Consider the following 14535-nt stretch of genomic DNA (forward strand, 5'->3'; position numbering starts at 1 on the left):
TCTGGGTAATACTGGCCAGTATGTCGTCACTCGATGGACTGGTGGCCGAGACAGGTCGCGTGCTCAGTGATGCTCGCCGGCTTTTCGGCGCGGCGCCCCTCGAAGCGTCGTTGCCTTCGGCGCAGCAGTTGATGGCGGGCCGAGCAGCTGTAGCGCCAGTGGGGCAGGCCGCAGCTGCCAATTGGCAAGGCGAGGCAGCGACGACCTACGCTGCGACCAACGCCGATCAGGTCCATGCGTTAGACCGCACGGTAGCCGCCGATGGCCAAGTCAATCCGGCGCTGACCCATGCCGGACAGGCCGCCGCGGCGGGAGCACGAAGCATGGACAACCTGATCGCTCAGACCCGCGCGGGGGTTAGCGCACTGGCCCCCAGCACACGTAGCGCCGCAGGGCAGCAGCAACTCGCCAGCTTTTTGCAGGGTCAGCTCAACCAGGCGAAGGGATTGCTGCAAAACTTCCAGCAGCGCAACGCTGAAATAGCCGGCACCATCCAAAGCGCTGACTACGGGCGCCTTTCCGGTAGCCACGGCAAGGAGTCACCACCTGCTGCGCCGCTGGATTCGCGCACGTGGAAGCCGGGTGATAAGCGGCATATGCCCTATGACGCCGGCCCGGGTGGGATGGGCCCGCCCAACTTTCCTGATTCGCCGCCGTGGGTTGATATATGGGACCGGTCAGGAGCAGACGACCCCGACAAAGTTCCGCACTACTTTGTCAGATCCGATGAAATCCCCGGCTACAAGGTGTATCCGCCCGGAGCCCTAGGGCCACCAACGGTCGTCGACGAACGCGGCAATCCAGACCCATATGTCCAGTTGGGCCCAAACACAGGCGTGTGGGTACCGCAGTCGGCCTTTCCGGGAGCGAAAATCTATCCGCCTGGCTCTAACCCACTGCCACCCTACGGATACGACGAATGGTTACCAGGGTCCGGGATTTATATGTGGCACAGCGATTTAACCCCCGAACCGTACAACCCTTCCGGTCCTCTGGGGCCACCAACCTATCCGCAGGAAGGCCACTAACTACTAACTAGAAGCCACACCCGGGGGACGGCCTGCCAACAACGGGCGGCGTACAGCCCCCATGGCCCGTCGCGATGCAGATCTACCCCAAGGCCGGCGATCAACCTTCGCGCGTCAAAGTTCTGGCGGGAATTTTGACCGTGACCGTCGCCTAGGCCGATAAGTTGCCCTAGCGTTGGTGGAAAGTGCAGCGCTCGAAGGGATTTAACATTGGAACCAAAGGGGTGCAGCGCCCGGATCGCTGATAGAGGTGTCAGGTTGGCCTCGCGGGCGATGCCACTTGTCGAAGGCGACCAGTTCGCATCGCGTCGAATAAAGTGGATCGCCGACGAGCTGGCCAGCTTGCGCGACGGTATCCCCGCTAAGCTAGCCGACGATCCGGGCATCACGCACGCAGTCGTGCAAGACGTCGACATGAAGATTGCGGAAATCCAGGACGTACTTACTGCCAGCCGCAAGGCCGCTTCTTCGGCGCCACCGGTCAGATGATCGGCGCCCGCCCGGGTTGCAATAGCGCCCCGTGCGCCAGGCTGATTCGTCACCGTGACAATTTGACCCTGCTCTTGTCCAGGCTGGTCCTGCTAGAGGTGCGTCGGCTTTCGCGCGCGTATGTCGGTGTTGGCGGCTACTGCTTGTGCAGCCGGGGATTCCACTGCGGGGAAGGGGCGTGCGGCGAGAAGTATCGAGGAGGCGCAACCCGTGATGGGCCCGCTGCGAACCCGAAAGTCATTGCCGCCGATGGATATGCGCGCGGTGCTCGATGCTACCGATGTAGAGCACGCGATCGTTGCCGGTGGAGCTTGCAGCTAAGATCGCCGATTGGCTCGCCGGCTACGCTCACAGTCGCGAGGCTCCCCGGCTTAAGGCACTCCTGTGTGCCGTATCTCCGGACTGATTGACGCAGGTGTGCGAAGTTGCAGGACGCATCTGGTGCGGCGTGTCTTGAAAGAAAACAAAAGTCGACAAGCCGTGTGGACATGCTGGCGTAGCCGGTTTTTGGTGAATGTGGCGTTGTTGGTAGCGGCTAAAGCGACTCGGGACTTATCGTCCCGAACATGACGGGCTGGACCGATGTAGCGCTGTCCCAGGTGCTCGGCGGAGTATCCGAGGTATTGGGGTCACCCTTCCCTCAAAGCCCGGCGCCCGGCGGCCCGATGCCACTAGACCCGGCCCCAACGGCTCCGGTCACCTCACGCGATCAGCTCACCAAGCTCGACCGAGCCAAGCTCACTTACATGGGCATTAACCCGGATACGGCTCCGATGCCCGAAATCAACCAGGCGCTGGGCCGCGACCAACCCGCAGCGCCTCCGCCCCCGCCGCCCCCGCCGGAGTCGCCGGCGCCGACCTCCCCGGCGGGCACGCCACCGCCACCGGGACTGAGCGGGGCAGGGGCAGAAGCAGCCAAACGGCTCGACGAGGCACTGGCCAAAAATCATTCGGCGCTCAATGACGCTGACGACAAACTGGCCGACGCTCTGCTTAAAGCGTCGAGCTCTAGCGCTGATGGTCGTCAGCGGCTCCAAGCTTTGCAGCAAGACATCATCGACCAGGTCAACAAGCTGGGGTCATCGCTGGATACTGCGACCGGCCAACAGCAGCTGGCAGAGTTCTTGCAGGGAAAAACCGACGACATCCTCAACGTCCTGAAAAACGCTGGGCTGGACTCAGATTCACAAGCGCGGGTGTTGGATGGTCTCTCGGCGCGCTATCAGGCGTTGCAAGACAAGAAACCCGGCGATGACCCGCACACCAAGGGTTCGAGCGGCGACGGCACTGGCAGCGGCAACCCGGACTCAACCGGCACTACACCGGGTGGTGGTGCCGATTCTCCGGCCGGGACCGGTGACGGCACTGGCAGTGGCAATGACCCGCTACTGGACGGGCTGGCCTCAGATCCGTTGATGTCGCGGTTGGGCATGATGGGCGGGCCTGCGATGGGCGCTCTTGGCTCGCTGCCAGGTGCGCTCGGTTCAGCGATTCCCTCGCTCGGCGGAGGCGGTGGCGGCGGGCTGGGGGATTTGGGTTCGGCGATCGGTGGGGCGCTACGCGATGGCGGCCACGATCCGGACCAGGCCTCTGATGAGCACGTCGATTCGTTGAAAGACCCGTCCGGATCGCACACCGGTGACGACAAACCGCGAGATGGCACCCAGCCGGCCGGACTGCACGACCCAGGGGACAAAGCAGACAAAGGGGACAAGGCGGGGACAGAAAACGCTGGCAGCGGATCCACCCCGCCGCCGTCAGCGCCGGCAGCGCCAGGTCAGACGCCAACACCGTCGACTCAGGTCCAGCTGCCCGACCAATCGGTGCGAACCGCGGCCAATGGCGCACTCGCGCAGGCCGGACGCGCGGTGCTCTCCGGTGACAGCATCGACGACGCGTTTGCAGGGGCCAATCTTCAGTTGCCGCCGCTGGGTTCGCCGGTGAGTTCACCCATGGCACCCTCGCGGCTGCAATTCGGCGATGTGGGCCAATACACCGATCATCGGGTCATGGCTCTAGACAAAGACCATGTTTGGCTCAATGGCCAGGTCACGCCGATTGACCAGCTCGACACTGGCCCGAATTTCTTGGGGTGGACACGCGTGTCGGCCCCAACAGCGACAACGGTGACTTCGGCGGCCGTCGCCCCGGCACCGGCCGTGGCGCCCGCACCGGCGCCGCCGACCACTTAAGCGAACTTTTACTGCAACGTGAGGGAGTACCGTAATGACCGTGAATGAGCAGGCCTTGCAGGTCAACACCGATGACCTGATCCGATGGGCGATCGCCCACGAACGCGCCGCCGAGGCGTGCGGGCAGGCCCGTGCTGACCATGCCCGCACCGTGGCTGCGGCCGAATCGTGGGGACCGCTGTTTTACGAGGCGCGTCGTGCTGCAGTGGCCGCGGTCAACGACCGCGAGACCGCATTGCGCGACCAACAAGAGCGGCACGGGGCCATGGCGCAGCAGCTTCGCGCCGCCGCGGCGCGCATGGCGGAGATGAACGCTGACAACCGTGCCAATTTGACGATTTCCACGGATTAGCAACATGTCTGAAGCGCCGTCGACCGACTACGACACCGTGGTGTTCGAGGTCGCAAGCCGCGATGAGTCGATCGTGGTGGCGGTGGGCCGCAGCGGCAACTCGTTAGGCGTGGAGCTTCAGGCGGCGGCGATGCAGCTCAGCGACGCCGAACTGGCTAACCGCATCATCAAATTGAACACGCTGGCTCATTTACGCTCGCAGTTGGCGCTGCGTCAGGAGTGGGAGGCTCAACACGTGACCGTGTCCAGTGCGTTGCCCACCAAGGATCAGGTTGCCAGCTATGAGGCCCTGATCGATTTCTGAGAGAACTCGTCGCAACGTCAGCTAGAACACGGAGGGAGGACCGCAGTGCTGCAGGTCGATGTTGCCGGACTGCAGAGTGCGGTCGCGGGGCTGGTCGCCGCCGCTAACAGCCTTGCCAGGCTCGGCGCGCAGTCGCCGGTGCACCCTCCGCTGGCCACCGATGAGACATCAACGAGCGTGGCTGCCCGCCTCAGTGAGCACGCGGCGGTGATGGCATCGCGAGCTGCTGACGGGTCGACGGTCCTTGCGGCCGGCGCCAAGGCGATAACCCAGTCAGCAGTCGCGTATGGGCAGATGGACCAGGCCAATCAAGCGGTGGTGAGCTTGCAAGGTAACCCTGCACCCTCCACGCCGGGCTTCACCCCGGCGGTGACGGTGAATCTTGTTGCGCCTGATGTGCCGATCGCCCCGCCGGGACCCCGCCCAGCCGAAACGACGGCGGCGATCATGGAAGCCGGTCAGCCCGCTGCCGGGGATGCGTTTGTGGCCGACTGTGCGGCACTGTCAGAAGGATTTAGCGCTGCCGCGCGATCGGCCCGCCGCGGGGCGGCCACGGTCAGTGAACATCTCAAAGGGGAAGCAGGACCGCGTATTTCGGCGGCGTTGAATCGTTACGCGGACTGGGCGCAGGAGATGGCCCGCCATGCCGACACCGTTGGAAAGCTCGCCGGCAGCCACAAGAACAGATTTACACAAGCCAAGCAGGCGACTCCGACGACCACGGAGTTCGCTAACCGTCACCGCGAGCTCCACAACGCGATCGCACTCAACAGCTCTTATCCCAGTCCGGGATCGGCGGCCGCGGTGTCTAAGGCACACACGAATTTGACCCAGTTAACGAACCACACCCAGGTTGTGGCCGCTGGCTACCACACCGGCGAGACGATACCGGAGGCTCCGCCGGGGCCACCGCCAGCCCCAGCAATCGTGGAACCTGGTGCCGGACAAGGGGACACCCCGCCGTCTCCAACTCAGCAGGGAGCGGATCCAAAACCGACACGCGATCACCCGGGCACCACCCACGCCGGCGACGTCGACCCCGACACCGACCCCGCCGGCCTCGACGAGAGTCTCAATGCAGGCGATGGTGATCCCGCCGCTAACCCGCTAGCGCCTGCGGGAACGGGTGCGATGCCGGGAATGGCCTCATCTTTGCCGCCGATGTTGACCGGCCTGCTGGGCGCCGGGGTCGGGATGGCCACCCAGATACCGCAGAAATTAGGCCAAGAGCTGCAGGGATTGGCCCAGCAAGCCACCCAGAGCGTTGCAGGTTTGGCACAAGGAATGGCAGGCAAGAACGGGCTGGACGACGCGGCCAAAATTGAGCCAGCAGACTCCCTGGGCAGCGGTGCCGGCGGAGGCGGTGGTGACGACGGCGCTACCGCCCCGGCGGCCAGCGGCGGCGCAGATCTCAAGCCGGCGGCTTCAGCGATCTCCGGAATGAGTTCCCCCACCTCGCCCCCGTTGGCGGGGGCCAGCGCCACCCCGAGTCCCACCGCTGCCGCCGCTGAGAGCGGTATGGGCGGCTCCCCAATGTTCATGCCCCCGATGGGGGGCATGGGCGCTGGCGCCGGGGCGGCCAAGCGCAAGGTAAAGGACCCGGACAAGTCGATCGAGATGCCATCGCGCCCTAATTCCGAGCCGATCAAAGGCGAACGGGGAGACCCAATTCGGCACACGGCCACCGTTGACGCCGCTGCCTACCCCAAAGACGGGCCGAAGCGCACGGTGACCGTTCGGTCACGCAGCCGACGCGTCGACCGCGACCCGGGCAGCGGTGATGACCAGTGAGCGTGAATGGGTGCGTCGGCTATCAGTCCGATCAGAATCTGGTCGCTGAAGTGATGGCCCAGCTCGATTCGGTGTCGATGGCCCTGCCCGACCTGCAGGATGAAATTGCGTCCGACGACGATGGTGAGGCCCCGTGACGGTGTACGAGTATGACGGCTACCAGGCGGATAAGAATTTAACCGCCAGTGTCATAGCGCGCATGGAACGGGTGTCGACGATGCTTTCCAAGCTGCTCGAGGAGATGGATGGCATCGACCTGGAAGCCATCGGCGGCGATGGCGACGTCGTGTTGTCGGTGAACTCCCAAGGACAACTCACCTCGCTGTCGCTGGCGCAGGGCTGCACCACCCGCTACTCACACGGGGCTTTGGCCGAGCTGATCAACACCACGATCGACGAGGCAGTCAACGCCGCGGCCGAGGAAACAGCGAGCGTGGGAGGCGGCCAAGACCAGGAAGCGCTCGACGCTGCTGTGCAAGCGTTCATCAATCCCGAAAGTGAGATCTGGACTGCCACCTGAGCACCGGTTTCGTCTTGGATTCGCGTCCAACGGTAGCCCGATGTCGCCGCAGGACAGTACGCTGATTGCATGAATCCGCAGGCAGTTGGGCAGCCGAGCTACCCCGCTGCGACCGGCGGCCCGCCCACCTCCACGAGTACGGTCGGTGTGCCGACCGGTGCCGCGGTGTTGCCACCACCGCCCAGCTACGTGCCACCCCCACAAGCTCCTGCACCGCCACCGGTGTACCGCAGACGCGGGCCGGGCTGGCTGGCGGTATGGGTAATGCTGGCGCTCGCGCTGCTACTGGCGTTAAGCGCAACGGTGATGAGTGCGATGAAGTTGACCGCATCAAACCCGGCCGCGACAACCACCACGGTGATGGCGCCACCCCCACCGCCGGTGAGCTACAGCCCGGAGCAAGTGGCGGCGGCCAAGAAGGAAGCCTGCGACGCCAGCGATACGGCGGACAAATCGATAATTGCTGCTCAAAAGAACTTCTTCGACGCTGCGCGAGACCGGCAATCGCCTCAATACCATCCTGCACTGGGCAACTTCCAGCTTGTGGTGATACTGGAGACGCAGTACATCCAACAGCATCTTCCGCCGGCTACCCCGAAGAACGTGCTAGACGCGACCAATGAATATGTCACCGCAGTAATTCGGTTGGTCGACGCCAATACCCGCGAGCTGTCCGACCACGATGCCCAGCCGTTCGTGTTAGCGCTTAGAAGTGCGGGAGATCGACTCGACAAGGTGTGTGAGTGATGCGAACCGATGACATTCTGCAGGTCATTCCCGCTGCGGCGGAGTCGGCGAACATGCTGACCGGTTCGGCAACGGTCGAGTTTGCTACGACCGTGCCCGAGCACGCGGCCCATGGCGCGGCGGCCACGGCAGCCGGGGGGGCTCACGCGGCTTCAATGTGGGCGCCGAGCGTGGCAGCAAGCGCAGGTGTGAACCAGCAAGTCGCGGGAGCCGGTGCCGCGCTGGCGCCACGCGGTGGAAAGGTGGCTCAACGCAACGATCAATCGTTGACCGCAGACCTTCAGACCGACAACCAGAACGCTCAGGACCTGACACCGGTGGTGAGCATATGACCGCCACCCTGCACTCGCCCCAAGCGGGGACACCGCTCCCACCCGCTTTCCCGCCACGTCAGCTTCCGCCACCGGCGGGGCCCGGCCGCGGGGCGGTGGGGGGCACGGCGGCGGCGCTAGTCGTTGCGGTCGGAGCCGCCGTCCTTGCCGCAGTAGCGTGGATGACGCCATCCAAAGTTCCCGTCAGTACGGTGGTTGCGCCGTGGTCACCACCTGCCCCGAGTTCCGACCAGGTGGCAGCCGCACGCACAAAGGCATGCCAAGTGTGGGGGATTACCGCGACAGCAATGGACGCGGCCACGAACGCGGTGGCCCACGCTCCAGCCGACTGGAATGACCCTGGCACCCAAGAGGCCTTGGCCAACGAGGCGCGGGTAATCCTGGTGGAAAGCGCATACCTGCGCCGTGAACTGCCCGCCGATACACCGGCAACGATCCGCTCAGGGATCGACGACTACCTTGCGGCCAGCTCGGACATGGAAAACGCCACCACGCATCGCAAGGGCAGCTTGCGAAACGCCGCGATCGGTCGTGCAAACACCGCAGAAGACAAGGTAAACGCCGCTTGCCGGTAGTGTGAGGAAGAGGGAGCCGTGGCGGATGTGCCCGCAACCAGTATCGCTGGGAACATCATCATCACCCCGGATATGGTGCCGCCAGCAGCAGAGCCGTTGGAGACCCAAGCGGCGCACTACGCGGCGTTGGCGGAGAAAGTCGGTGAGCTGCAGCAGCAGCTCAAAGCCGCCAATGCGATGCGCGAAGAGGCCGCACAATCGCCCGGTTGGGAAGCTGGGCACGAAAAGAATCGCCAATTGGCCGCAGACTACGGCCGGATGGTCGAGATATACAACGCGGCGGCAGATTATTTCAACGGAGTCGCTGGCGTTTACCGCGACGCGCAAACCGCCCAACGGAACGTCTTGATGAAAGCCAATGCTGAACTGTCGCAGGCCAAGAACGCGATACAACAGCAGGAGATCGCGGCGCGCTGGCACACGCACGCCCGAGCCCTGACGACCAGCGCGGTAGGAGCCGCTACAGCCAAGGCCGGAGTTTTCGAGCACACTGCAGGCACCGATATCACGGCTCTTACCTCACGCCTAGGCGGTCCGGCACCTCAAGACCCCGTCTTGCCCCATAGCGGCGGAGGCGGAATAGCCGTACCCACAGGCAAAGAGGGCTCCGGACTAGGTGATGACAACGGCGACCCCGCGAACCCCAACGGCACTGGCAATCCGCAGGGAATAGGTAATGGGCACACGCCGCGCCACAGTGGTGCAGCGAAGGGCGAGGACGGCGAGCCGGCGACGACGGGACCAGGATCCACTCCTGCGGTGATGGGGAGCCCTTATCCGGGTGCCGGGCAGATGCCGATGCCGGGTGGTGGTGGCAGCGGGATTCAGTCTGTTGGTTTCCCGCCGGGGTTGACGTCGATGACGGGGGGACTTGGATCGATGCCCGGTGGGGGTGGCATGGGAGGCCTGGGCTCTGGTGGGGGCTTGGGCGGGCTGCCCGGCGGTATGGGGCAGCTGCCCGGTACTCAGGCTGCCGGGCTGGGGAACCTGCCCGCTAATGCCGCACCAGCAGCCGGGGCACCGGCACAGTTGGGACCGGCGTTCTCCCAAGGACTTTCAGCCGGATCGGCGTTGGGGTCGCTGCCGCCTGCGACCGGCACTGGAACGCCGGCCGCAGGGCAAGCAGCCGCAACTCCAGCGGCAGGGCTGACTTCGGGTGCGGGCGTTCCTTCGGCCGGGTTGACAGGAGCAGGTGCGACCCCTCCGGCAGTCAGCCCCGCAGCGCCGGGGCTTGCCACGTCTGGCGGGCCGACGAGTGCTGCACCGGCGGCGATGATGCTTCCGCCCCCGGGTATGGGCGCTCCCGCGGCCCCCGTAGCTGCGGGTGGCGCAAGTGCTGCAGCCCCCGTCGCCCCTGCTGGCAACACGGCCACACCGGGTGGCTCCGCGCCGACAACCGGGCCGGCAGCTGGATCGACGGTCGGATCGGGTGGGGCGGTGGTTGTGCCGGCAAGTGTTGTCAGCGCCGGAGCTGGCGCCCGCAACCGTGGACGACCGGAGTCAGCCGAACTGGCAACCGCAAAAGTGTTGGCGCGCAAGCTCCGTCGTGACAGCGACATTGTTAATTACGCGTGCATTGAGTGGGCCGTGGGCGTATTTCGCCGCGAGGCTGGCGGGGCCACCGAGTGCGTGGTGATGTCCAACGAAGGCTTTGGTTACATTCCGCGGGGAGTGTTCTTGCCACGTACTGCCCGTCTGTTGACGGCAGATAAGTTGGTAGACAACCAATTTCGGGAAGGCTGGTTCGGGTCATCCGATCCTGCCGAGGTGCTAGCCGAATATGCACGGCTGCGCGGCCGCGGCGGAACGCATCTGGTTGCCATGGCAGTAACCGCGGACAGCCCCTACGGTCGGGTGCCAGGGGTCGAATACGCGGTTTGTCAACGCGAATTCGATGACGGTGCTTACATCCGCCCGATTCTCGACGATATGCATATGCATCGTCTCGAAGCGTTGCACCCGGAGGTGTATGCCCGGGTTCAGCAGACGACCTCCACTGAACCTGAGACGCGCATGGTTGAAAATCAGGTCGTTGTGCCGCTGGCTGTGCAGATGATCGAAGCTGTGAAGATGTCGGGGGAGATGACGCTCGATCTGCGGCAGATGTGGGATGTGCTGGGCACCGGCGACCACATCTCGGAGGAGGTATGGAACCAGTACCGGATCGCCTCAACCGTGTACTACGTGAACCTCAGCGCGAACCGGCCTCGGCCGGAGGCCTCCACAGGAGATCGCGAGCGTTATCAGGCGCAGTGGGTCACCGCACGCACGATGGAGTTGCTGCAGGGTTGGGAGCGGCGACCGGTCGACGTAGCGGATATGGTCTACGCTGCGGCGACGGCCTACCCATGGAGATTTTGGCACCAAATTTGAATTGTTATGGCGCGTGGTCGAATCCGAGCTCGGCTGCGGCGTAGCGTGAGGTGCCGCGGCGTGCGACGTGGGATGCAGTGATCAGGATTGACCGCCGAGCGCTGGCGAAAACCGTTATAGGAGCACGCCTTATAAGTACGTGGTAGCTGGGCCTCGATTTGGCGATCGAGGTGATGGCCGGATCGTTGGAGGAGAGACGCCGAGTCGTCACAGTGACGAAATAAGCGGTATTCGCTGGAAGCACCCATCCATCCACCGCCGCGGCCACGCGCGCAGGGTTGCCCGAGAAATTGGTGTCTGTTCTCACGCAATCTCGGGGACATTCTTATCGGATTGGGGGCAAGTTGCGATCGGGGATAGTACGTTGAGGGTCAGGAAATGAGCGCGGTGACGGCGGTCGTGGTCGTGTCAGCGAGCGCGATGCCGCCGATATTGCCGATGGGTTGGTCGAGGGCCGCGACAGGAAGCCACTGGATGAGCTCCGGTAAGACAACCCCTTTGGGTTGCAGCACTGTGACGATCATAGCCATTGTGCTGCTGGGGATTTCACCGGGAATGAAGGGGCAGATGATCACCTGGCCGGTGGCGGCTGCGAGGTGAATCGTGTTAGATAGTACGACAACGTACAGTTCCTGGTTGGTGTCGCGGCCTGGCGTGATGTCTCCGGGTGTGATCACAGGCCAGCGGCCCGGTTCGCCTGATAGACCTTCTCCGCGTAGGCGTCGATGTCGAGCGTTGGCACAGTGTGTGTTGTGTAGTTCTCGAGCGAGATTCGGAGATGCTCGTTGTGCAGGGCTCGTTCGATCATCTCTGAACGATTCAGCCCGGCCGCCTGGGCGTCCGCATCGGCCGCCGCCAGCACGGCCTCTTCAATCATTACGGACACTTTGGCTTTCGCCATACCATTTATCCTACTCTGAGCAGGACAGTTGTCGTGAGGGTACTCCGGCTGGTGGCGCCGACGCAGGTTGCGTTAAATGGTGCGAGGACGACCTACCACAGATTCAGCTTGCCAGTCACGGTTACGGACGGGCCCATGTACGCCGATGACGACGATTCGGGGCGCGAAACGGTGTACCTGCTAGGTTCGCGTGAGAATGCGCGCCGCCTCATGGCGGCCGTCGCACGGTGTCAATGGCCAAGTAGAAGTACCCGCTGGTGGCCGGATAAAAGTACCCACCCCGTGCAGTGATTCTTAGATTGGTTGGGGGTTCTCCTTCCGGTGTTGGGCGTCCTTCATTCGGTAGGACTGGCCGTCGGTGATGACGACGGTGGCGTGATGCAGGAGCCGGTCCAAGATGCTGACGGCGGTGGTCTGCTCGGGCAGGAATCGACCCCACTCTTGGAAGGGCCAGTGCGAGCCGATGGCCAGGGAGCGGCGTTCGTAGGCGCCGGCGACGAGGCGGAACAGCAGCTGGGTGCCGGTGTCGTCGAGTGGGGCGAAGCCCAGTTCGTCGAGGATGATCAGATCGACACGGAGCAGGGATTCGATGATCTTGCCGACGGTGTTGTCGGCCAAGCCGCGGTAGAGGGTTTCGACGAGGTCGGCGGCGGTGAAGTACCGGACCTTGTGCCCAGCATGAATCGCAGCGACCCCCAGTCCGATCAGGGTGTGGGACTTGCCGGTCCCAGCCGGTCCGATGATCGCCAGATTCTGTTGTGTGCGAACCCATTCCAGGCTCGACAGGTAGTCGAACACCTTGGGCTGAATCGACGATGCGGCCACGTCGAAGGACTCCAAGGTCTTGGTGACCGGGAACCCGGCAGCCTTGAGCCGGTTGACGACGTTGGAGGCATCCCGTGCCGCCAGTTCGGTCTCGACGAGGGTCCGTAGCACTTCTTCGGGGGTCCAGCGCTGGGTCTTGGCGGTGATTAGGACTTCGGGGGCGGTGCGCCGGATCGCGGCGAGCTTGAGCCGCCGCAGCCCGGCGTCGAGATCAGCGGCGAATTGCGGAGTGGACAGTGGTGCAACGGGTTTGGTTGCCTTGGCTGGCGTGCCGTTCATGACGTGGCACCACCGTCTGCGGCCGGGTTGACCGTGTAGGCAGCCAGGGATCGGGTCGGGGCGACTGGGAGGTCCAGGATCAACGCATCCCCGGCGGGGCGGGGCTGCGGCGTTCCGGCGCCGGCGGCCAGGATGGACCGCACGTCGATCGCGCGGAACCTCCGGAACGCGACCGCCCGGCGAAGCGCGCCGACCAAGGCGTCGGTGCCGTGGGCGGCGCCCAACGCCAGTAGGACTTCCAGTTCGGAGCCCAGCCGAGTGTTGCCGATCGCGGCGGCCCCGACCAGGAATGCTTGAGCATCCTCGCCGAGTGTGCAGAACTGTTGCTCAGCATGAGTTTTGGGTCGTGGTCCGCGGCTAGGTTCCGGGCGGGGACCGTCGTAGTGATCGTCGAGGACTGATGCGCTGCCTGGGGCACCCAGTTCGTGCTCAGCCACGATCACCCCAGTCGCGGGCTCCACGATGCACAGCGCGCCGTGATCGACGACGACGGCCACGCTGGTCCCGATCAGTCGGGTGGGCACCGAGTAGCGGGCCGAGGCATACCGGACACACGACAGCCGGTCGACCTTGCGGATCACCGACGGTGCCCCGATTCGAAGTTGCAGCGACGGCAACGGTTGCAGGAGTTCCCGTTCGATCAGCAGTTGCTCATCGGGGACCGCACAGATCTCCGAATGCACCGCGGCATTGACCTCCAGACACCACGCCCTGGCCGCAACGTTGGCAGCACGCAGATCAACCGGCACCCCGGCGATGGCGGCGTCGGTGAGCAGCGGGACGGCGAGGTCGCGTTGGGCGTAGCCGCACAAGTTCTCCACGATGCCCTTCGATTTAGGGTCGGATGCATGGCAGAAGTCCGGCGCGAAACCGTAATGACCTGCCAGCCGGACGTATTCGGCGGTAGGGATCACCACGTTGGCGACCACGCCGCCCTTCAGACAGGCCATCCGGTCGGCCAGCACCCGGGCCGGGACACCACCTATCCCGGCCATCGCTTCGGCGATCAACGCCAACGTCGTGGACGCCTTCTGGTCGGTGGCGAACGCGACGAAGCGCCACCGGGAGAACGCCAGCACTGCGCAGAACAGGAACAACCCGGGTGCGGCTTGGGCCCAGTCGATCACCAGATACTCACCCGGTGACCACACCGCCGGGCGACGTCCCCGGTGATGTTCGTTGCGCCACAACACCTTCGCCTCAGCAACGAGGCGACGGAAGTTGCGTGCCGACCCGTCGTAACCGGCGGCCTTCGCGATCGGCAACATCCGCTTCGCCGACATCCGACCCGCCGACTTCTCGACACGCTCGGCGACCAGATCGGCCACCGCATCGTAATTGTGGGCCCGCTCGACCCGCGGCGGTGCGCTCTCACCGGCTTCGAATTTCTCGACGACTTTCTTGACGGTCCTATGGGTGGTGCCGCACAGCTGCGCGGCGCCGCGGTATGACCCGACTTGTTGATAAGCAGAAATGATGTCCATGCGGTCCCTCGCAGACTTCAATGGAACTCCCCGGTGGTGACGATGAGTGGTTGGCACCTTCACCGTCACCACCGGGGCCCGCAGTTCCTGATCGACACGACGAACACGGGGTGGGTACTTTTATCCGGCCACCAGCGGATACCTCCACTTGGCCACCAGTGGGTACTTTTTCATGGCCACGGACACACGGGATAGGGCCGTCGTCCCGGGCTGGCGAGCCTTACTAAGTCGATGGCCGAACTCGAGGAGATGGTCGGCGGCCAGGAGTGAGCTGCGATCCTGATGGGTAGGGCGACTTCGCTTTTGGGGCGGACTCCGATCGCTGGCGGTCAAGGTCCTGAAA

Annotated in this window: 16 protein-coding genes; 12 read left to right on the forward strand and 4 right to left on the reverse strand. The window is 64.4% G+C overall.

What is annotated here, in order from left to right:
- Positions 1-20 precede the first annotated feature (20 nt).
- From U8D42_RS26005 to U8D42_RS26060, 12 genes are all read left to right on the forward strand, one after another.
- The gene (locus tag U8D42_RS26005; protein WP_007172130.1) at positions 21-1028 is read left to right on the forward strand and encodes a DUF4226 domain-containing protein; all 1008 of its coding nucleotides are present in this window, start codon (positions 21-23) and stop codon (positions 1026-1028) included.
- Between the two features lie 273 nt (positions 1029-1301).
- Positions 1302-1517 carry a hypothetical protein gene (locus U8D42_RS26010; protein WP_007172131.1) on the forward strand — a complete coding sequence of 72 codons (216 nt, stop codon included), beginning with the start codon at positions 1302-1304 and terminating at the stop codon, positions 1515-1517.
- Between the two features lie 566 nt (positions 1518-2083).
- Positions 2084-3709: a DUF4226 domain-containing protein gene (locus U8D42_RS26015; protein ID WP_047324037.1), complete on the forward strand. Its 1626-nt coding sequence runs from the start codon at positions 2084-2086 to the stop codon at positions 3707-3709.
- 34 nt (positions 3710-3743) lie between these two features.
- Positions 3744-4061: a type VII secretion target gene (locus U8D42_RS26020; protein WP_007172134.1), complete on the forward strand. Its 318-nt coding sequence runs from the start codon at positions 3744-3746 to the stop codon at positions 4059-4061.
- Positions 4062-4065: 4 nt separating this feature from the next.
- Positions 4066-4365, forward strand: coding sequence for a DUF2694 family protein (locus tag U8D42_RS26025; protein ID WP_007172135.1), 300 nt, complete (start codon positions 4066-4068; stop codon positions 4363-4365).
- Between the two features lie 45 nt (positions 4366-4410).
- Entirely contained in the window at positions 4411-6156 is a 1746-nt protein-coding gene (locus U8D42_RS26030; RefSeq protein WP_007172136.1) for a PPE domain-containing protein, read from the forward strand.
- Positions 6153-6293 (forward strand): hypothetical protein, encoded by a 141-nt coding sequence (locus U8D42_RS26035; protein ID WP_007172137.1) that lies wholly within the window; start codon positions 6153-6155, stop codon positions 6291-6293. Before U8D42_RS26030 ends, U8D42_RS26035 begins: the two co-directional genes overlap by 4 nt.
- Positions 6290-6676 carry a YbaB/EbfC family nucleoid-associated protein gene (locus U8D42_RS26040; RefSeq protein ID WP_007172138.1) on the forward strand — a complete coding sequence of 129 codons (387 nt, stop codon included), beginning with the start codon at positions 6290-6292 and terminating at the stop codon, positions 6674-6676. The genes U8D42_RS26035 and U8D42_RS26040 overlap by 4 nt, the downstream gene beginning before the upstream one ends.
- Positions 6677-6745: 69 nt before the next feature.
- A complete protein-coding gene (locus U8D42_RS26045; RefSeq protein ID WP_101930854.1) occupies positions 6746-7423 on the forward strand; it encodes a hypothetical protein in 678 nt (225 codons plus the stop codon).
- Positions 7423-7755 (forward strand): hypothetical protein, encoded by a 333-nt coding sequence (locus U8D42_RS26050; RefSeq protein WP_033717256.1) that lies wholly within the window; start codon positions 7423-7425, stop codon positions 7753-7755. Before U8D42_RS26045 ends, U8D42_RS26050 begins: the two co-directional genes overlap by 1 nt.
- Positions 7756-8042: 287 nt before the next feature.
- Positions 8043-8330, forward strand: coding sequence for a hypothetical protein (locus tag U8D42_RS26055; protein WP_007172141.1), 288 nt, complete (start codon positions 8043-8045; stop codon positions 8328-8330).
- Between the two features lie 18 nt (positions 8331-8348).
- Positions 8349-10703 carry a hypothetical protein gene (locus U8D42_RS26060; protein ID WP_007172142.1) on the forward strand — a complete coding sequence of 785 codons (2355 nt, stop codon included), beginning with the start codon at positions 8349-8351 and terminating at the stop codon, positions 10701-10703.
- Between the two features lie 371 nt (positions 10704-11074).
- Here the strand turns inward: U8D42_RS26060 and U8D42_RS26065 are convergent, their stop codons facing one another.
- The 4 genes from U8D42_RS26065 to istA form a co-directional block, all read right to left on the reverse strand.
- A complete protein-coding gene (locus tag U8D42_RS26065) occupies positions 11075-11380 on the reverse strand; it encodes a hypothetical protein (RefSeq protein WP_007172144.1) in 306 nt (101 codons plus the stop codon).
- Entirely contained in the window at positions 11377-11604 is a 228-nt protein-coding gene (locus U8D42_RS26070) for a ribbon-helix-helix protein, CopG family (protein WP_007172145.1), read from the reverse strand. Before U8D42_RS26070 ends, U8D42_RS26065 begins: the two co-directional genes overlap by 4 nt.
- Before the next feature lie 294 nt (positions 11605-11898).
- Entirely contained in the window at positions 11899-12708 is an 810-nt protein-coding gene (gene istB / locus U8D42_RS26080) for an IS21-like element helper ATPase IstB (RefSeq protein WP_007172566.1), read from the reverse strand.
- Entirely contained in the window at positions 12705-14213 is a 1509-nt protein-coding gene (gene istA, locus U8D42_RS26085) for an IS21 family transposase (RefSeq protein WP_079669096.1), read from the reverse strand. Before istA ends, istB begins: the two co-directional genes overlap by 4 nt.
- Between the last annotated feature and the right edge of the window lie 322 nt (positions 14214-14535).

The organism is Mycobacterium europaeum (assembly GCF_034555895.2).
Taxonomy (GTDB): Bacteria; Actinomycetota; Actinomycetes; order Mycobacteriales; family Mycobacteriaceae; genus Mycobacterium; species Mycobacterium europaeum.